The 17,949-nt window shown below is 56.4% G+C and carries 32 protein-coding genes; all 32 read right to left on the bottom strand.

The window, feature by feature from the left end:
• Positions 1–17: 17 nt before the first annotated feature.
• The 32 genes from AC3WG5_RS08205 to rpsL all read right to left on the bottom strand — a co-directional run bounded on the left by AC3WG5_RS08205 (position 18) and on the right by rpsL (position 17,861).
• Positions 18–1,001: a DNA-directed RNA polymerase subunit alpha gene (locus AC3WG5_RS08205; protein WP_008955661.1), complete on the bottom strand. Its 984-nt coding sequence runs from the start codon at positions 999–1,001 to the stop codon at positions 18–20.
• Positions 1,002–1,023: 22 nt separating this feature from the next.
• Complete coding sequence (gene rpsD, locus AC3WG5_RS08200; RefSeq protein ID WP_008955660.1) at positions 1,024–1,644, bottom strand: 30S ribosomal protein S4; 621 nt, start codon at positions 1,642–1,644, stop codon at positions 1,024–1,026.
• A gap of 18 nt (positions 1,645–1,662) precedes the next feature.
• The gene (gene rpsK / locus AC3WG5_RS08195; protein WP_008955659.1) at positions 1,663–2,058 is read right to left on the bottom strand and encodes a 30S ribosomal protein S11; all 396 of its coding nucleotides are present in this window, start codon (positions 2,056–2,058) and stop codon (positions 1,663–1,665) included.
• 18 nt (positions 2,059–2,076) lie between these two features.
• Complete coding sequence (rpsM, locus tag AC3WG5_RS08190; protein ID WP_008955658.1) at positions 2,077–2,439, bottom strand: 30S ribosomal protein S13; 363 nt, start codon at positions 2,437–2,439, stop codon at positions 2,077–2,079.
• Between the two features lie 70 nt (positions 2,440–2,509).
• Positions 2,510–2,623: a 50S ribosomal protein L36 gene (gene rpmJ / locus AC3WG5_RS08185; RefSeq protein ID WP_011137711.1), complete on the bottom strand. Its 114-nt coding sequence runs from the start codon at positions 2,621–2,623 to the stop codon at positions 2,510–2,512.
• Positions 2,624–2,659: 36 nt separating this feature from the next.
• Entirely contained in the window at positions 2,660–2,878 is a 219-nt protein-coding gene (infA, locus tag AC3WG5_RS08180; RefSeq protein WP_008955657.1) for a translation initiation factor IF-1, read from the bottom strand.
• Between the two features lie 23 nt (positions 2,879–2,901).
• Entirely contained in the window at positions 2,902–4,221 is a 1,320-nt protein-coding gene (gene secY / locus AC3WG5_RS08175; protein ID WP_008955656.1) for a preprotein translocase subunit SecY, read from the bottom strand.
• Positions 4,222–4,232: 11 nt separating this feature from the next.
• Positions 4,233–4,667 carry a 50S ribosomal protein L15 gene (rplO, locus tag AC3WG5_RS08170; protein ID WP_008955655.1) on the bottom strand — a complete coding sequence of 145 codons (435 nt, stop codon included), beginning with the start codon at positions 4,665–4,667 and terminating at the stop codon, positions 4,233–4,235.
• Between the two features lie 3 nt (positions 4,668–4,670).
• Positions 4,671–4,856 (bottom strand): 50S ribosomal protein L30, encoded by a 186-nt coding sequence (gene rpmD / locus AC3WG5_RS08165; protein ID WP_008955654.1) that lies wholly within the window; start codon positions 4,854–4,856, stop codon positions 4,671–4,673.
• Positions 4,849–5,367 carry a 30S ribosomal protein S5 gene (gene rpsE / locus AC3WG5_RS08160; RefSeq protein WP_008955653.1) on the bottom strand — a complete coding sequence of 173 codons (519 nt, stop codon included), beginning with the start codon at positions 5,365–5,367 and terminating at the stop codon, positions 4,849–4,851. The genes rpmD and rpsE overlap by 8 nt, the downstream gene beginning before the upstream one ends.
• A gap of 13 nt (positions 5,368–5,380) precedes the next feature.
• On the bottom strand, positions 5,381–5,734 hold the full coding sequence (gene rplR / locus AC3WG5_RS08155) for a 50S ribosomal protein L18 (protein ID WP_008955652.1): 354 nt from the start codon (positions 5,732–5,734) through the stop codon (positions 5,381–5,383).
• A 13-nt stretch (positions 5,735–5,747) separates the two neighbouring features.
• On the bottom strand, positions 5,748–6,281 hold the full coding sequence (rplF, locus tag AC3WG5_RS08150; protein WP_008955651.1) for a 50S ribosomal protein L6: 534 nt from the start codon (positions 6,279–6,281) through the stop codon (positions 5,748–5,750).
• Positions 6,282–6,293: 12 nt separating this feature from the next.
• Positions 6,294–6,689, bottom strand: coding sequence for a 30S ribosomal protein S8 (rpsH, locus tag AC3WG5_RS08145; protein WP_008955650.1), 396 nt, complete (start codon positions 6,687–6,689; stop codon positions 6,294–6,296).
• Between the two features lie 13 nt (positions 6,690–6,702).
• The gene (rpsN, locus tag AC3WG5_RS08140; RefSeq protein ID WP_008955649.1) at positions 6,703–7,008 is read right to left on the bottom strand and encodes a 30S ribosomal protein S14; all 306 of its coding nucleotides are present in this window, start codon (positions 7,006–7,008) and stop codon (positions 6,703–6,705) included.
• Positions 7,009–7,012: 4 nt separating this feature from the next.
• Positions 7,013–7,552, bottom strand: coding sequence for a 50S ribosomal protein L5 (gene rplE / locus AC3WG5_RS08135; protein ID WP_008955648.1), 540 nt, complete (start codon positions 7,550–7,552; stop codon positions 7,013–7,015).
• Between the two features lie 9 nt (positions 7,553–7,561).
• Positions 7,562–7,876 carry a 50S ribosomal protein L24 gene (gene rplX / locus AC3WG5_RS08130; RefSeq protein WP_008955647.1) on the bottom strand — a complete coding sequence of 105 codons (315 nt, stop codon included), beginning with the start codon at positions 7,874–7,876 and terminating at the stop codon, positions 7,562–7,564.
• Between the two features lie 9 nt (positions 7,877–7,885).
• A complete protein-coding gene (rplN, locus tag AC3WG5_RS08125) occupies positions 7,886–8,254 on the bottom strand; it encodes a 50S ribosomal protein L14 (RefSeq protein ID WP_008955646.1) in 369 nt (122 codons plus the stop codon).
• Positions 8,255–8,451: 197 nt separating this feature from the next.
• Entirely contained in the window at positions 8,452–8,715 is a 264-nt protein-coding gene (gene rpsQ / locus AC3WG5_RS08120) for a 30S ribosomal protein S17 (protein WP_008955645.1), read from the bottom strand.
• Between the two features lies 1 nt (position 8,716).
• Positions 8,717–8,905 carry a 50S ribosomal protein L29 gene (gene rpmC / locus AC3WG5_RS08115; RefSeq protein WP_008955644.1) on the bottom strand — a complete coding sequence of 63 codons (189 nt, stop codon included), beginning with the start codon at positions 8,903–8,905 and terminating at the stop codon, positions 8,717–8,719.
• Positions 8,905–9,321 carry a 50S ribosomal protein L16 gene (gene rplP / locus AC3WG5_RS08110; protein WP_008955643.1) on the bottom strand — a complete coding sequence of 139 codons (417 nt, stop codon included), beginning with the start codon at positions 9,319–9,321 and terminating at the stop codon, positions 8,905–8,907. The genes rpmC and rplP overlap by 1 nt, the downstream gene beginning before the upstream one ends.
• A complete protein-coding gene (gene rpsC, locus AC3WG5_RS08105; protein ID WP_008955642.1) occupies positions 9,305–10,006 on the bottom strand; it encodes a 30S ribosomal protein S3 in 702 nt (233 codons plus the stop codon). Before rpsC ends, rplP begins: the two co-directional genes overlap by 17 nt.
• Positions 10,007–10,016: 10 nt before the next feature.
• Entirely contained in the window at positions 10,017–10,346 is a 330-nt protein-coding gene (rplV, locus tag AC3WG5_RS08100) for a 50S ribosomal protein L22 (RefSeq protein WP_008955641.1), read from the bottom strand.
• Positions 10,347–10,355: 9 nt separating this feature from the next.
• A complete protein-coding gene (gene rpsS / locus AC3WG5_RS08095) occupies positions 10,356–10,634 on the bottom strand; it encodes a 30S ribosomal protein S19 (RefSeq protein ID WP_008955640.1) in 279 nt (92 codons plus the stop codon).
• A gap of 7 nt (positions 10,635–10,641) precedes the next feature.
• A complete protein-coding gene (gene rplB, locus AC3WG5_RS08090) occupies positions 10,642–11,475 on the bottom strand; it encodes a 50S ribosomal protein L2 (RefSeq protein ID WP_014085761.1) in 834 nt (277 codons plus the stop codon).
• 11 nt (positions 11,476–11,486) lie between these two features.
• Positions 11,487–11,789: a 50S ribosomal protein L23 gene (gene rplW / locus AC3WG5_RS08085; protein WP_008955638.1), complete on the bottom strand. Its 303-nt coding sequence runs from the start codon at positions 11,787–11,789 to the stop codon at positions 11,487–11,489.
• Positions 11,786–12,406: a 50S ribosomal protein L4 gene (rplD, locus tag AC3WG5_RS08080; RefSeq protein WP_008955637.1), complete on the bottom strand. Its 621-nt coding sequence runs from the start codon at positions 12,404–12,406 to the stop codon at positions 11,786–11,788. Before rplD ends, rplW begins: the two co-directional genes overlap by 4 nt.
• Complete coding sequence (rplC, locus tag AC3WG5_RS08075) at positions 12,406–13,050, bottom strand: 50S ribosomal protein L3 (RefSeq protein ID WP_014085760.1); 645 nt, start codon at positions 13,048–13,050, stop codon at positions 12,406–12,408. Before rplC ends, rplD begins: the two co-directional genes overlap by 1 nt.
• 144 nt (positions 13,051–13,194) lie before the next feature.
• On the bottom strand, positions 13,195–13,506 hold the full coding sequence (gene rpsJ, locus AC3WG5_RS08070; RefSeq protein WP_008955635.1) for a 30S ribosomal protein S10: 312 nt from the start codon (positions 13,504–13,506) through the stop codon (positions 13,195–13,197).
• A 14-nt stretch (positions 13,507–13,520) separates the two neighbouring features.
• Positions 13,521–14,711, bottom strand: a complete 1,191-nt coding sequence (tuf, locus tag AC3WG5_RS08065) for an elongation factor Tu (protein ID WP_008955879.1) — start codon at positions 14,709–14,711, stop codon at positions 13,521–13,523.
• Positions 14,712–14,784: 73 nt separating this feature from the next.
• On the bottom strand, positions 14,785–16,884 hold the full coding sequence (gene fusA / locus AC3WG5_RS08060; protein ID WP_492568357.1) for an elongation factor G: 2,100 nt from the start codon (positions 16,882–16,884) through the stop codon (positions 14,785–14,787).
• A gap of 27 nt (positions 16,885–16,911) precedes the next feature.
• Positions 16,912–17,382 (bottom strand): 30S ribosomal protein S7, encoded by a 471-nt coding sequence (rpsG, locus tag AC3WG5_RS08055; protein ID WP_008955889.1) that lies wholly within the window; start codon positions 17,380–17,382, stop codon positions 16,912–16,914.
• Between the two features lie 107 nt (positions 17,383–17,489).
• Entirely contained in the window at positions 17,490–17,861 is a 372-nt protein-coding gene (gene rpsL, locus AC3WG5_RS08050) for a 30S ribosomal protein S12 (protein WP_008955888.1), read from the bottom strand.
• Positions 17,862–17,949: the final 88 nt, after the last annotated feature.

The following is a 17,949-nucleotide window of genomic DNA, read 5'->3' as shown; positions in this document are numbered from 1 at the left end:
TCCTTTAATCTCAAACCTTACGGTTTTTCCAGCCCTGCCGGCGGCCAGTTTTCCAGCTTCATGCCGAGAGTCAGGCCTTTGGACGCGAGAACTTCCTTGATCTCATTCAGGGACTTGCGGCCGAGGTTCGGGGTCTTCAGAAGCTCGGTCTCGGTACGCTGAATCAGGTCACCGATGTAGTAAATGTTCTCGGCCTTCAGGCAGTTAGCCGAACGAACCGTCAGTTCAAGATCGTCGACCGGACGCAGCAGGATCGGATCGATCGGCGGCGCCTTTTCAACGACTTCTTCAACCGCAGTACCTTGCAGATCAGCAAAAATCGACAGCTGATCCATCAGGATGCGCGCGGCGTTACGCACGGCTTGCTCAGGTTCGATCACACCGTTGGTCTCGATATCGAGCACCAGGCGATCCAGGTCAGTACGCTGCTCAACGCGGGCGCTTTCCACACCAAAGCTCACCCGGCGAACCGGAGAGAAGGAAGCATCCAGTTGAATGGTACCGATGGCGCGGTTATCGTCCTGGTTAACGCGAACGCTAACCGGCTGGTAACCACGACCCTTCTCGACCTTCACTTCCAGATCGATCTTGCCGCCAGCTGCCAGATGGCAGATGACATGATCCGGATTGATCACCTCAACATCGTGCGGCAACTCGATATCGCCAGCCAGAACAGCGCCCTCACCCTCTTTCTTGAGGGTAAGAACGACGCTGTCACGACCATGCAGCTTAAGCACCACGCCCTTGAGGTTCAAGAGGATGTCAACGACATCCTCGCGAACGCCATCAAGAGCGGAATACTCATGCAAAACGCCAGCGATAGTGACTTCGGTCGGTGCAAAACCCGGCATCGAAGAGAGCAGAATGCGACGCAGGGCATTACCCAGAGTATGGGCATAACCGCGTTCAAACGGCTCCATCGATACACGCGCGTGAGTAGCCGAAACCGGCTGCACATCGATGAGTCGCGGTTTAAGAAATTCCGAAGCGCTGTTTTGCATAGTCATTCCCTAGAGCTAGCGATTACTTGGAGTAGAATTCCACAACGAGCTGTTCGTTGATATCGCCAGCCAGTTCGGAACGCTCCGGAGCCGACTTGAAAACACCTTCCATCTTCTTGGGGTCAACAGAAACCCAAGACGGGAAACCACCCTGCTCGGCCAGAGCCAGGCCTTCAACGATACGGGCCTGTTTCTTGGCTTTTTCGCGGATGGCAACAACATCACCAGCCTTCACCTGGAAGGACGGGATGTTCACAACTTGACCGTTCACCACGATGGCCTTGTGGCTCACCAGCTGACGCGCTTCGGCGCGGGTGGAGCCAAAGCCCATGCGGTATACGACGTTGTCGAGGCGGGATTCCAGCAGTTTCAGCAGGTTTTCGCCGGTCGAGCCCTTCAGGCGCGAAGCTTCGGCGAAATAGTTGCGGAACTGGCGCTCGAGCACGCCGTAAATGCGGCGGATCTTCTGCTTTTCACGCAGTTGGACGCCATAATCAGACAGACGGCTCTTGCGAGCGCCATGCTGACCAGGAATGCTGTCCAGTTTGCACTTGGAATCCAGTGCACGACGCGCGCTCTTCAGGAACAGGTCGGTACCTTCGCGACGCGCGAGTTTACATTTCGGGCCAATATAACGTGCCATGTTCTCACACTCTCCGAATTAAATACGACGTTTCTTGGGCGGACGGCAGCCGTTGTGCGGCACCGGCGTCACGTCGGAGATGCTGGTGATCTTGAAACCCAGCGCGTTGAGCGCGCGAACGGCAGATTCACGACCCGGGCCCGGGCCTTTGATACGAACTTCGAGGTTCTTCACACCGTATTCTTGGGCAACTTTACCAGCGTGCTCCGCTGCTACCTGAGCAGCAAAGGGTGTACTCTTGCGCGAGCCCTTAAAACCAGCGCCGCCAGAGGTAGCCCAAGACAAAGCATTGCCTTGACGGTCGGTGATAGTGATGATCGTGTTGTTGAACGAAGCGTGCACGTGCACGATACCTTCGCTAACAGACTTGCGCACTTTTTTGCGTACACGGACAGCTGTGTTTGCTTTAGCCATTATCTGTGTTCCTTAAGATTACTTCTTGCCGGCGATCGCCTTGCGCGGACCTTTGCGGGTACGAGCATTGGTGCGAGTACGCTGGCCGCGGCACGGCAGGCCACGACGATGGCGCATGCCACGGTAAGAGCCCATGTCCATCAGACGCTTGATGCTCATGGTGATTTCGCGGCGCAGATCACCTTCAACGGTGAACTTGGCTACTTCTTCACGCAGTTTGTCCATTTCGGCGTCGGTCAGATCCTTCACTTTCGTGGAGGTAACAACACCTGCTGCAGCGCAAATTTGCTGAGCACGAGTTTGACCGATGCCGTAAATAGCCTGCAGGCCGATAACGGCATGCGCATGGTTGGGGATGTTTACCCCTGCAATACGGGCCATACTCTTTCCTTAAGCCTTAAGACCTTGAAAAGCTTGCGATTGTATCACGCAAAACGCAGGCTAACAAATATTAGCCTTGTTTTTGCTTGTGACGGGGATCCGTGCAGATCACGCGAACAACACGGTTGCGACGGATAATTTTACAGTTACGGCAAATTTTCTTTACCGAAGGCTGAACTCGCATGTCAGTTCCTTTCAATCTCTAAAAAGAGCGAGTGCATTATTTTGCACGGAACACAATTCGGGCACGGGACAGATCATAGGGAGTCAACTCCACCGTGACCTTATCGCCAGGAAGGATGCGGATGTAGTGCATCCGCATCTTCCCGGAAATATGCCCGAGCACTACGTGTCCATTCTCAAGCTGGACCCTGAAGGTTGCGTTCGGCAACGTCTCCAGGACCTCGCCCTGCATCTGAATGGTATCTTCCTTAGCCATATAACCCAGTGTGAACTCGTATATCAGCGGGTAAGAGCATTGCCTTTGAAATTAGCTTTCTTCAGCAAACTCTCATACTGGTGCGACAAAATGTAGGATTGAACCTGAGCCATGAAGTCCATCGTCACAACGACGATGATCAACAGCGAGGTCCCACCAAAGTAGAACGGAACATTCCACTTCAGGATCAGGAACTCAGGCAACAGGCAAACCAACGTGATATAGATCGCACCGATCAACGTCAGCCGCAGAATGATCTTCTCGATGTAACGCGAAGTCTGCTCACCTGGACGAATCCCCGGGATGAAGGCACCACTTTTCTTCAAGTTGTCTGCCGTCTCCTTGGGGTTGAACACCAAGGCCGTGTAGAAATAACAGAAGAAAATGATCGCCGTTGCATACAGCAGAACATAGATCGGCTGGCCCGGATGCAGTTTGTCTGCAACGGACTTCAGCCAGCCCATGCCTTCCGTGTTGCCGAACCAGCCGATGACGGTAGCCGGGAACAGGATAATGCTGGAAGCAAAGATCGGCGGAATCACCCCTGCCATGTTGAGCTTGAGCGGCATATGCGTGCTCTGGCCCTGCATGACGCGATTGCCAACCTGTCGTTTGGCATAGTTCACCAGCACCTTACGTTGACCGCGTTCGGCGAACACGACCAGGTAAGTCACCAGAATCACCGATGCAAACAACACAATGGCAAACAGGATAGGCAACGAACCCTGACTGGTCAGGGTCAGTGTTTTACCGATGGCGGCAGGTACACCGGCGGCAATACCGGCACAGATGATCAGCGAAATACCGTTGCCGATACCGCGCTCAGTCATCTGCTCACCAAGCCACATCAGGAACATGGTGCCGGTTACCAGCGTAACCACAGTCGTCAGGTAAAACTCCCACTGAGGAGTCACCACCAGGTTAGGCTGCTTATAAAGCATCACTGCAATGCCGAAACTTTGGAAAGTCGCCAGCAAAACAGTCGCGTAACGTGTGTACTGGGTTATCTTACGACGTCCAGCGTCGCCCTCTTTCTTAAGCTCCTTGAGCATCGGAACGATTTCCGATCCCAACTGCAGAATAATAGAGGCCGAGATGTACGGCATAATGCCAATGGCAAATACCGTAAATCTGGAAAGGGCCCCGCCCGAGAACATGTTGAACATGTCGAGGAGGCCCGTTTGCGACGTGTGGAACAACTTCGCTAGTTCGGCAGGGTTGATACCGGGTACAGGTATATGCGCACCAATGCGGTAAACGATCAGTGCACCGATCAGGAACAGCACGCGCCGCTTCAGATCGGCAAACTTGTTGCCATTAGAGACTAGAGAAGTATTCGCCACGTACGTGCGCCTTATTCAATGATACTGCCGCCAGCGGCTTCGATAGCAGCGCGAGCGCCGGCCGTCACGGCCACGCCACGCAACTTCAGAGCACGCTCAACCTTGCCAGACAGCACCACCTTGGCCACCAGGGCCTGGGTGGCAACGATGCCGGCTTGCTTGAGGGCGAGCAAATCAATTTCATCAACCGGCAACTGATTCAGTTCGGACAGACGAACCTCGGCAGTCTTGCCGGCGGACAGGGACTTGAAGCCACGCTTCGGCAGGCGGCGCTGCAGCGGCATCTGACCGCCTTCGAAACCGACCTTGTGGAAGCCACCTGCGCGGCTCTTCTGGCCCTTGTGACCACGACCAGCAGTCTTGCCCAGACCGCTACCGATGCCACGACCAACGCGACGCTTGGCGTGTTTCGCGCCCGCGCCCGGCTTAATGGTATTCAGCAACATCGCTTAGCCCTCGCTTTTCAACAAGTAGCTGATCTTGTTGATCATGCCACGGTTTTCAGGCGTATCGAGCACTTCGACAGTCTGGTTGATCTTCTTCAGACCCAGACCACGAGCGCAGGCCTTGTGGGATTCCAGGCGACCGATCAGGCTCTTCACCAGAGTCACCTTGACAGTCTTGGCGTTACTCATGCTCCACCCCCAGGATTTCCTCGACAGTCAGGCCACGCTTGGCGGCGATCTGCGAAGGAACGAAGATCTTGTTCAGACCGTCCAGGGTTGCGCGTACGACGTTGTACGGGTTGGTCGAACCGTGCACCTTGGCGGACACGTTACGAACCCCCATCGCGTCGAAGATCGCGCGCATCGGGCCACCGGCCTTTACACCGGTACCTTCTTTGGCAGGCTGCATGAACACGGTGGTAGCACCGTGCTTACCAATTACGGTGTGATGCAGGGTACCGTTCTTCAGGGGAATCTTCACCATGTTGCGGCGAGCCGATTCCATTGCCTTTTGCACTGCAACCGGCACTTCCTTGGAACGGCCCTTACCCATGCCGATACCGCCATCGCCATCACCAACTACGGTGAGAGCGGAGAAAGCCATGATACGGCCGCCCTTCACCACTTTGGTGACGCGGTTGACGCCGATCATTTTCTCGATCAGACCGTCGCCACGATCTTCCATTTCGTGCTTAGCCATTCTTCACTCCGAATTAGAATACGAGGCCGCTTTCGCGAGCTGCATCGGCCAGCGCTTTGATACGGCCGTGGTATTGGAAACCAGAGCGGTCAAAAGCGACTTTTTCGATGCCAGCTGCCTTAGCTTTCTCGGCAATCCGCTTGCCGACTACGGCTGCAGCGGCCTGGTTGCCACCATTGGAAAGATCAGAGCGCACTTCGGCTTCCAGAGTGGAAGCGCTGGCCAGCACACGACTACCAGTCTCATCAATGATCTGAGCGTAAATGTGGCAGTTGGTGCGGTATACAGAAAGGCGCACCATCTTGAGCTCCGCAATCCGGGCACGGGTTTTGCGTGCACGGCGGAGTCGAGCTTGTTTCTTGTCCATGTCAGGGCCTCAATTACTTCTTCTTGGTCTCTTTCAGAACCACGACCTCGTCGGCATAGCGTACGCCCTTGCCCTTGTACGGCTCCGGGGAGCGGTAGGCACGGATTTCGGCAGCGACTTGACCAACGAGCTGCTTGTCAGCGCCCTTGATCAGGATCTCGGTCTGAGTCGGGGTTTCCACTTTCACACCGGCCGGCATCTTGTGGGAAACCGGGTGCGAGAAACCAAGAGACAGGTTGACGGCATCACCCTGAGCCTGGGCACGATAGCCCACGCCGACCAGGGTCAGCTTCTTCTCGAAGCCTTTGCTGACACCATTCACCATGTTGTTGAGCAGGGCGCGCAACGTGCCAGACATGGCACGAGCGAACTTGCTGTCGTTCTTGGCCGCGAAGGTCAGCTGGTTGTTATCCAGTTTCACTTCAACCTCACCGCACAAAGCGGTGCTGAGGGTACCAAGAGCGCCCTTGACGCTCACCTCGGTGGCGTTGAACTTGACTTCAACACCGGCCGGGATCGCTACGGGATTCTTTGCTACGCGAGACATTCAACCCTCTCCTTACGCCACGATGCAGAGAAGCTCGCCGCCGATACCGGCTGCGCGGGCCTTGCGATCAGTCATCAGACCTTTGGAGGTGGATACAATTGCAACACCCAGACCGTTCATGACTTTCGGAATCTCGGTGGAGCCTTTGTAAACACGCAGGCCAGGACGGGATACGCGCTCAATGCGATCAATAACCGGACGACCGGCATAATACTTGAGCTGGATATCCAGGACGGGCTTTTTCTCTTCGCCGGCTACGGCGAAGTCTTCGATATAACCTTCATCCTTCAGCACCTGGGCCAGTGCAACCTTCAGCTTGGAGCAAGGCATGGATACGGCAGCCTTGGAAGCACGCTGAGCGTTGCGGATGCGGGTCAACATATCGGAAATAGGATCATGCATGCTCATTCTGTATCTCCTATTACCAGCTGGCCTTCACAACGCCCGGGATCTCGCCTTTCATGGCGATTTCACGAAGTTTGTTGCGACCCAGACCGAATTTACGGAAGACGCCACGCGGACGACCGGTAACAGCACAGCGACGACGCTGGCGAACCGGGCTGGCGTTGCGCGGCAGTTGCTGAAGTTTCAGGCGTGCAGCGAAACGCTCTTCTTCCGAGAGGCTCTGGTTGTTGATGATTTCGAGGAGCTGTTCACGCTTGCTGGCGAACTTGGCGACCAGCTTGGCGCGCTTCTCTTCACGGTTAATCAGTGCAAGTGTTGCCATGTGCTTAACCCTTGAACGGGAACTTGAACGCAGCCAGCAGTGCGCGGGCTTCTTCGTCAGTCTTCGCCGTGGTGGTAATGGTGATGTTCATCCCACGCAGCGCATCGATCTTGTCGTACTCGATTTCCGGGAAGATGATCTGTTCGCGAACGCCCATGTTGTAGTTGCCTCGGCCGTCGAAAGACTTGCCGGACACGCCACGGAAGTCACGCACACGCGGCAGCGCGATGGTCACCAGGCGATCAAGGAATTCGTACATGCGCTCACGGCGCAGCGTTACCTTGCAGCCAATCGGATAAGCGTCGCGGATCTTGAAGCCGGCGATCGATTTACGCGCCGTGGTCACAACAGCCTTCTGACCTGCGATTTTCTCGAGGTCGCCTACGGCGTGCTCCATCACCTTCTTGTCGGCCACCGCTTCGCCTACACCCATGTTCAGGGTGACTTTCTCGATGCGGGGAACCTCCATGATCGACTTGTAGCCGAACTGTTTTACCAGCTCAGGCACTACGCTTTCTTTGTAAAAATCGTAGAAACGTGCCATGTTGACTCCTTAGGCCCCGATAACTTCGCCATTGGACTTGAATACGCGCACCTTGCGGCCGTCTTCAAGAGTCTTGAAGCCTACGCGATCAGCCTTCTGGCTAGCCGGGTTAAAGATGGCCACATTGGACACATCAACCGGCATGGTCTTTTCAACGATGCCACCAGCCACACCACGAACCGGATTCGGTTTCTGATGCTTCTTAGCAACATTCACGCCTTCGACAACGACCTTCTCGTCCAGAACACGAAGAACGGTGCCGCGCTTACCCTTGTCCTTGCCGGTGATTACTACGACTTCATCACCCTTACGAATTTTGCGCATGCGTCCTCCTTACAGCACTTCTGGAGCGAGCGAAACGATCTTCATGAAGCGCTCGGTACGCAGTTCACGCGTTACCGGCCCGAAGATACGAGTGCCGATCGGCTCAAGTTTGTTGTTCAGCAGTACGGCGGCGTTGCCATCGAACTTGATCAGCGAGCCGTCCGGACGACGTACACCCTTGGCCGTGCGAACCACGACAGCGCTGTACACATCGCCTTTCTTGACGCGACCACGGGGAGCAGCATCCTTGATGCTCACCTTGATGATATCGCCAACACTTGCATAGCGACGCTTGGAACCGCCCAGCACCTTGATGCACATAACAGAGCGCGCACCGGTGTTGTCAGCGACCTCAAGCATGGTCTGCATTTGGATCATTTGATTACCTTTCTATCCAACTTAACCCGTCACTTTCGTCAACCTTCAGCCGGCTTTTCGGCATTCAGTTAGACGAAACGCCACAGAAAAATCTGCGGCGTATCAAACGGCCAGTTTTGGACCCCGTAAAGGGCGACCCCTGCCCGAATGGACAGGGAAGTGGCCATTATACAGAGGGGCGAGCCCCTCTGCAAGCGTTACACCTGGCGAGCTTTCTCGACCAGGGCAGTCACAACCCACGACTTGCTCTTCGAGAGCGGACGGGACTCGCTGATGACAACGGTATCACCGGCACGGAACTCGTTGTTCTCGTCGTGTGCGTGGAACTTCTTGGAACGGCGGATAATTTTACCGTAGATCGGGTGCTTAACCTTGCGCTCGACCAGTACGGTTACAGTCTTATCCATCTTGTCGCTAACCACTTTACCGGTCAGCGTACGTACGACTTTGGTTTCGCTCATATCAAGCCGCCTTTTCTTTCAGAACGGTGCGAACACGCGCGATGTCGCGACGCACTTTCTTCAGCTCACTGCTCTTGGCAAGCTGTTGGGTGGCGTGCTGCATGCGCAGCGCGAACTGTGCCTTCAGCAGGCTCAGCAGTTCCACCTTCAGCTCGGCATCAGTCTTTGCTCTCAGTTCGGACGCTTTCATTACTGACCTACCTGTCTAGTCACAAACACAGTCGGGATCGGCAACTTGGCTGCGGCCAAACGGAAGGCTTCGCGAGCGAGCTCTTCTGCAACGCCATCCATTTCATACAGCATCTTGCCAGGCTGAATTTCAGCCACGTAGTATTCCGTACTACCCTTACCGTTACCCATACGGACTTCGGCGGGCTTGGAGCTGATCGGCTTGTCCGGGAAAATACGAATCCAGATACGGCCGCCACGCTTGATGTGACGGGTCATCGCACGGCGAGCCGCCTCGATCTGACGAGCAGTCAGACGGCCACGACCGATAGCCTTCAGGCCAAAGTCACCGAAGCTGACTTTGTTACCACGAGTAGCGATGCCGGTGTTACGGCCTTTCTGCTGTTTGCGGTACTTGAGTCTAGTTGGCTGCAGCATTGCGCGGACCCTTTCTCGTTTTCTTCTCGGTGGCAACCGGAGCGGCCTGAACCTGACCCGGCTTCAGCTCACCTTTGTAAACCCATACCTTGATACCGATGATGCCGTACGTGGTGTTGGCTTCCGAAGTAGCGTAGTCAACGTCGGCACGCAGGGTATGCAGCGGCACGCGGCCTTCGCGGTACCATTCGGTACGTGCGATTTCGATGCCGTTAAGACGGCCCGAGCTCATGATCTTGATGCCCTGAGCGCCCATACGCATGGCGTTCTGCATGGCACGCTTCATGGCACGACGGAACATCACGCGCTTTTCCAGCTGCGAAGCGATACCGTCGGCGATGATTTGAGCGTCGATTTCCGGCTTGCGGACTTCTTCGATGTTCACGTGCACCGGCACGCCCAGGCGCTTCTGCAGTTCTTTCTTCAGAACCTCGATGTCCTCGCCTTTCTTGCCGATCACAACACCCGGACGGGCACTATGAATGGTGATGCGGGCGGACTTGGCCGGGCGCTCGATGGTGACACGACCCACGGATGCGTTAGCAAGACGCTTCTTCAGGAAGGCGCGAACGTCGATATCCTGCTTGAGCATATCGGCGAAATCATGCGAGTTCGCGAACCACTTGGAAGACCAGTTCTTGTTAACGGCAAGACGGAAACCCGTCGGATGAATCTTCTGACCCATTGCTTACCCCTTAGTTGCCCACGGTCAACGTGATATGGCAAGTCTGCTTTTCGATACGGTTGCCACGGCCTTTTGCACGGGCAGCGAAACGCTTCAGACTCGGACCTTTGTCAACGAAGATGGCAGCCACCTTCAGGGTGTCGATATCGGCACCCTCGTTGTGCTCGGCGTTGGCGATAGCCGACTCCAGCACTTTCTTGACAATCACGGCGCCTTTTTTCGGGCTGAACGCCAGGATGTTCAGGGCCTGATCAACGGACTTGCCGCGGATCAAATCGGCCACCAGACGGCACTTCTGTGCCGACAGGCGGACGGTGTTCAAATGTGCAGATACTCTCATCGCTTCACCTTACCTCTTCTTCGCCTTCTTGTCGGCGGCATGGCCCTTGAAGGTACGAGTCAGGGAGAATTCGCCCAGTTTATGACCGACCATGTTTTCGGAAACATAAACCGGCACATGGGTGCGACCGTTGTGTACAGCGATAGTCAGGCCAATGAAATCCGGCAGGACGGTCGAACGACGCGACCAAGTCTTGATCGGACGTTTATCACTGGTCGCACGCGCCGCGTCCACCTTCTTCAGAAGGTGCAGATCAACAAACGGGCCTTTTTTCTGCGAACGTGCCATATGTCAATTACCCTTTAGTGGAATAGCGACGGCGTACGATCATATTGTCGGTACGCTTGTTGCGACGGGTGCGGAAGCCCTTAGTCGGCGTGCCCCACGGGCTAACCGGCACACGGCCTTCACCCGTACGACCTTCACCACCACCATGCGGGTGATCGATCGGGTTCATGGCAGTACCACGAACGGTCGGACGGATGCCACGCCAACGGGTTGCACCGGCCTTGCCAAGCTTGCGCAGGCTGTGCTCTTCGTTACCCACTTCACCTACGGTGGCACGGCAATCGACATGCACCTTGCGGATTTCGCCGGAGCGCAGACGCAGCTGGGCGTAAACACCTTCGCGCGCCAGCAGCATGGCGGAAGCACCTGCGGAGCGCACCATCTGGGCACCCTTGCCCGGCTGCAGTTCTACGCAGTGGATGGTGGTACCGACCGGAATATTGCGGATCGGCAGGCAGTTGCCGGCCTTGATCGGAGCTTCAGCACCGGACAGGAGCACGGCACCAACCTTCACGCCGCGCGGCGCGATGATGTAGCGACGCTCGCCATCGGCGTAGCACAGCAGGGCGATATGCGCGGTACGGTTCGGATCGTATTCGATACGCTCAACCTTGGCCGGAATACCATCCTTGTTGCGACGGAAGTCGACGATGCGATAGTGCTGCTTGTGACCACCACCGCGATGACGTACGGTGATGTGGCCGTTATTGTTACGGCCGGCGGTCGAATTCTTCTTTTCGACCAGGGCGGCGAGCGGAGCACCCTTGTGCAGGTCAGGGTGAACCACCTTGACTACGGCACGGCGACCCGCGGAAGTCGGTTTTACTTTAACGATAGGCATGCTCTATCTCCTCACTCAGCTGCAGTCGCAGTCAGGTCGATTTCCTGACCGGCTACCAGGCTGACGTAAGCCTTTTTCCAGTCCTTGCGACGGCCGAAAGTACGACCAAAGCGCTTGACCTTGCCCTTGACGTTCACGGTGGAAACGCCATCAACTTTTACATTGAACAGCATCTCGACAGCCGCTTTGATTTCCGGCTTGGTAGCATCGCTAGCGACGCGGAACACGACTTGCTGGTTTTTCTCGGAGACGAGAGTGCTCTTCTCGGAAACAACCGGAGCAAGGATTACTTGCAACAAACGTTCCTGATTCATGCCCACTGCTCCTCGAGTTGCTTCACGGCGTCGCGAGTGATCACGATTTTCTTGAAACGCAGCAGGCTGTACGGATCAACTTGCTGAGTCTCGATCACCAGCACATTCGGCAGGTTGCGCGACGACAGATACAGGTTTTCATCCATTTCGTTGGTGATGAACAGACCCTGTTCGATCCCCATGGACTTGACCAGGCCGACGAACTCTTTGGTTTTCGGCGTTTCAACCGCGAAGTTGTCGACAACGATCAGACGCTCGTCACGGACCAGCTGCGACAGAATCGCGGCCATACCGGCACGGAACATCTTGCGGTTTACCTTGTGCGAGAAGTTCTCATCCGGGCTGTTCGGGAAGGTGCGACCACCACCACGCCAGATCGGCGAGGAAGTCATACCCGAGCGGGCACGACCAGTGCCCTTTTGACGCCACGGCTTCTTGGTGGAGTGCTTCACTTCAGCACGGGTCTTCTGGGCACGGTTGGCGCTACGGGCATTAGCCAGGAACGCAGTAACCACCTGATGGACCAGAGCTTCATTGTATTCGCGACCGAACAAACCTTCGGAAGCTTGCAGGCCTTCTACAGCCTGACCTTGTACATTGATAACCTTCAATTCCATCACGCACCCGCCTTCACACTAGGACGAACGACGACATCACCGTTCGTGGCACCCGGAACTGCACCCTTGACCAGAATCAGTTGACGTTCGGTATCGATGCGGACGATTTCCAGGCGCTGCACGGTGCTCTGCACGTTACCGTACTGACCAGCCATGCGCTTACCCGGCAGTACGCGACCCGGATCCTGCGCTTGACCAATGGAACCCGGAGTGTTGTGCGAACGCGAGTTACCGTGGGAAGCACGGTTGGAGGAGAAGTTGTGACGCTTGATCACACCGGAGAAACCTTTACCCTTGGAGGTACCGGTAACGTCAACGAGTTGACCCACCTGGAAGATTTCGACGGTGATGGCATCGCCCGGCTTGAACTGCGACAGCTGTTCAGCGCTCAGGACGAACTCACCCAGACCACGGCCGGCTTCAACGCCTGCCTTGGCAAAGTGACCAGCTTCAGCCTTGTTGACGCGGTTGGCTTTGCAGGAACCGTAGGTAACCTGAACAGCCTCGTAGCCATCAACTTCGGCGGTTTTGATTTGCGTGACGCGATTGGCAGCCATGTCCAGCACAGTTACCGGGATGGAAGCACCATCTTCGGCAAAAATGCGGGTCATGCCGACTTTGCGACCGACAAGACCTAAACTCATGTTTATTTCCTTTTGCAGGGCCGATTACGATTGACCGGCTCATAAAAACAAAAGCGGACTCGCCAAAATGGCGAGCCCGCTAATGTATCACAGAAAATTCAACTATCGCAAGCACTTAGGCCTGCAACGGGCGAACCCTCGTGCTTACTGCAGCTTGATTTCCACATCGACGCCGGCCGGCAGATCGAGCTTCATCAGCGCGTCCACGGTTTTGTCGGTCGGGTCAACGATGTCCATCAGACGCAGGTGAGTGCGGATTTCCAGCTGGTCGCGGGAAGTCTTGTTCACGTGCGGCGAACGCAGGATGTTGAAACGCTCGATCTTGGTCGGCAGCGGAACCGGGCCTTTGACCACGGCGCCGGTGCGCTTGGCGGTTTCAACGATTTCCTGGGCGGAGCGGTCGATCAGGTTGTAATCGAAAGCTTTCAGGCGAATGCGGATTTTTTGGCTTTGCATCTTAGGCTTTCCGATTAGGCGATGATCTTGGCAACGACGCCGGCGCCGACGGTACGGCCACCTTCGCGGATGGCGAAGCGCAGACCTTCTTCCATGGCGATCGGAGCGATCAGTTCCACGGTGATTTCCACGTTGTCACCCGGCATTACCATTTCCACGCCTTCGGCCAGGCTAACAGCGCCGGTCACGTCGGTGGTGCGGAAGTAGAACTGCGGACGGTAGTTGGCGAAGAACGGGGTGTGACGGCCACCTTCTTCTTTGCTCAGTACGTAGACCGAAGCAGAGAACTTGGTGTGCGGGGTGATCGAGCCCGGCTTGGCCAGAACCTGACCACGCTCGACGTCTTCACGCTTGGTGCCGCGCAGCAGCACGCCGACGTTGTCACCAGCCTGACCCTGGTCCAGCAGCTTGCGGAACATTTCCACGCCGGTGCAGGTGGTCTTCGCGGTGGCCTTCAGGCCCACGATTTCCAGTTCTTCACCGACCTTGACGATGCCGCGCTCAACACGACCGGTCACCACGGTGCCACGGCCGGAGATCGAGAACACGTCTTCGATCGGCAGCAGGAACGGCTTGTCAACAGCACGTTCCGGGGTCGGGATGTAGCTGTCCAGCGCGTCGGCCAGACGGAAGATCGACGGTTCGCCGTATTCCGACTGGTCGCCTTCCAGCGCCAGACGAGCGGAGCCGATGATGATCGGGGTGTCGTCGCCCGGGAAGTCGTAGGACGACAGCAGGTCGCGCACTTCCATTTCCACCAGTTCCAGCAGCTCGGCGTCGTCCACCAGGTCAGCCTTGTTCAGGTAGACGATGATGTACGGTACACCTACCTGACGGGACAGCAGGATGTGTTCGCGGGTTTGCGGCATCGGACCGTCAGCGGCCGAGCACACCAGGATCGCGCCATCCATCTGGGCAGCGCCGGTGATCATGTTCTTCACATAGTCGGCGTGGCCCGGGCAGTCTACGTGGGCGTAGTGGCGGTTTTCGGTTTCGTATTCTACGTGCGCGGTATTGATGGTAATACCACGAGCCTTTTCTTCCGGCGCGCTATCGATCTGGGAGTAGTCTTTGGCTTCGCCACCGAACTTCTTCGACAGAATGGTGGTGATAGCGGCGGTCAGCGTAGTTTTACCATGGTCAACGTGACCGATGGTGCCGACGTTTACGTGCGGTTTAGTCCGCGCAAACTTTTCTTTTGCCATTTTGCAAAATTCCTTAATTAAAGAACAACAGATCAGGTTGGCCGAAGAGGGCTTCAGCCAACCTCAGCGCGCATTACTTCTTGGCGTTCATGACGGTATCAGCGACGTGCTTCGGCGCCTCGGAGTAGTGCTTGAACTCCATGGAGTACGTAGCACGACCCTGGGTTGCCGAACGCAGGTCGGTCGAGTAACCGAACATCTCGGCCAGCGGTACCTCAGCCTTGATCTTCTTGCCACCCAGGCCGTCGTCATCCATACCCTGAACGATGCCGCGACGACGGTTCAGGTCGCCCATCACGTCGCCCATGTACTCTTCCGGCGTTTCCACTTCCACGGCCATCATCGGCTCAAGGATGCACGGACCGGCACGGCGCATGGCTTCCTTGAATGCAATAGAACCAGCCAGTTCGAAGGCGATCTGCGAAGAGTCGACATCGTGGTAGGAACCGAAAGTCAGACGTACAGTCACGTCAACCACCGGGAACCCAGCCAAAATACCGTTGTTCAGCGAGTTACGGATACCCTTGTCAACGGAAGGAATGAATTCGCGAGGAATCACACCACCCTTGATCTCGTCGATGAACTTGTAGCCCTGACCTTCGCCGGACGGTTCCAGAGTGATCGTACAATCACCGTACTGACCCTTACCACCAGACTGCTTGGCATGCTTACCCTGCACGTCAGTAACAGTCTTGGTGATGGTTTCACGGTAGGCCACCTGCGGGGCACCGACGTTGGCTTCCACGCCAAATTCGCGCTTCATGCGGTCAACCAGAATTTCCAGGTGCAGCTCACCCATACCGGAAATAATGGTCTGGCCGGATTCTTCGTCGGTACGCACGCGGAACGACGGGTCTTCCTTGGCCAGGCGGTTCAGGGCAACACCCATCTTTTCCTGGTCGGCCTTGGTCTTCGGCTCAACGGCAACGTGAATCACCGGGTCCGGGAATTCCATGCGTTCCAGAATCAGCGGAGCATCAAGCGAGCACAGGGTTTCGCCGGTGGTGACTTCTTTCAGACCGATGGCAGCGGCGATGTCGCCGGCGCGAACTTCTTCGATCTCTTTACGGTCGTTGGCGTGCATCTGCACGATACGACCGATACGCTCTTTCTTGCCCTTGACCGTGTTCAGCACGGTGTCGCCGGACTTCACCACGCCCGAGTAGACGCGGAAGAAAGTCAGCTGACCGACGTACGGGTCGTTCATCAGCTTGAATGCCAGTGCCGAGAAGTGCTCGTCGTCGGAGGCCTTGCGGGTGGTCGGGGTGCCGTCGTCCAGCTCACCCGGCACCGGCGGAACGTCCAGCGGGCTCGGCAGCAGATCGATCACGGCGTCCAGCATGCGCTGTACACCCTTGTTCTTGAACGCGGAACCGCACAGCATCGGCTGGATTTCGCAGCGCAGGGTACGCTGACGCAGGCCGTTGACGATCTCTTCCTCGGTCAGCGTTTCGCCGCCCAAGTACTTGTCCATCATCTCGTCGCTGACTTCAGCAGCGGCTTCAACCATCTTCTCGCGCCATTCTTCGGCTACGGAAACCAGGTCGGCCGGGATCTCACCGTATTCGAACTTCATGCCCTGGGACGCTTCGTCCCAGATGATGGCCTTCATCTTCAAGAGGTCAACCACACCCTCGAAGCCATCTTCGGCACCGATCGGCACCACGATAGGCACCGGGTTGCCGCGCAGACGGGTTTTCACCTGTTCTACGGCACGGAAGAAGTTGGCACCCTGACGGTCCATCTTGTTCACGAAGGCGATACGCGGAACCTGGTACTTGTTGGCCTGACGCCATACGGTTTCCGACTGCGGCTGCACACCGCCCACCGCGCAGTAAACCATCACGGCACCGTCCAGCACACGCATGGAACGCTCTACCTCGATGGTAAAGTCCACGTGTCCCGGGGTGTCGATGATGTTGAAGCGGTGCTCCGGATACTGCAGGCCCATACCCTTCCAGAACGTGGTGGTAGCGGCGGAGGTAATGGTGATACCACGCTCCTGCTCTTGCTCCATCCAGTCCATGGTGGCGGCGCCGTCGTGAACTTCACCAATCTTGTGGTTCACACCAGTGTAAAACAGAATGCGCTCGGTAGTAGTGGTCTTACCGGCGTCAATGTGAGCGCTGATACCAATGTTACGGTAGCGCTCGATAGGAGTTTTCCTAGCCACGGCCAAAACCTTCTCGGTGGGTTTAACTTAGAAACGGAAGTGCGAGAACGCCTTGTTGGCTTCGGCCATGCGGTGAACTTCTTCACGCTTCTTCATGGCGCCGCCACGGCCTTCGGCCGCGTCGATCAGTTCACCGGCCAGACGCAGGTCCATGGATTTTTCACCGCGCTTGCGGGCTGCATCGCGCAACCAGCGCATAGCGAGCGCCATACGGCGTGCCGGACGCACCTCAACTGGAACCTGATAGTTTGCACCACCTACGCGGCGGCTCTTCACTTCGACAACCGGCTTGGCATTGGACAGTGCGGTATTGAACACTTCAATGGCATTCTTGCCGGTTTTCTTTTCAATCTGGTCCAGCGCGCCGTAGATAATGCGCTCTGCAACGGATTTCTTGCCGTCGATCATCACGACGTTCATGAATTTGGAGAGATCCTGGCTACCGAACTTCGGATCCGGCAGGATTTCGCGCTTGGGGACTTCTCTGCGTCTTGGCATGGTAATTCCTTAAATCAATTCAGTTGAGCTTGATGCTCATGGCGCCCAGTGGAGCAACCACTTACTCGACGGTATGTCACCGCCGTTCACGTTCCGAGGCTAGCGACTTACTTAGGACGCTTGGCACCGTACTTGGAACGGGACTGCTTACGGTCTTTCACGCCAGCGGTATCCAGCGAACCGCGAACGGTGTGATAACGCACACCTGGCAAGTCTTTTACACGACCGCCACGGATCAGCACCACGGAGTGTTCCTGCAGGTTGTGGCCTTCACCACCGATGTAGGAAATCACTTCGAAACCGTTGGTCAGACGAACCTTGCACACTTTACGCAGTGCGGAGTTCGGCTTTTTCGGGGTCGTGGTGTAAACACGGGTGCACACACCGCGCTTCTGCGGGCAGGCCTCCAGCGCCGGCACCTTGCTCTTCGCTTGTTCAGCGAGGCGGCCTTTGCGCACGAGTTGGTTGATGGTTGGCATTACTATCAGTTCCTTGTTGAGTCATGGACGGCAACATGCCGCCCAGAAGGACGGAGGATTATATTTTAAGCAGTCTTGCAGCGTCAAT

The organism is Pseudogulbenkiania sp. FW507-F1, from assembly GCF_058781125.1.
This window is presented reverse-complemented; position numbering and strand designations above follow the sequence as displayed.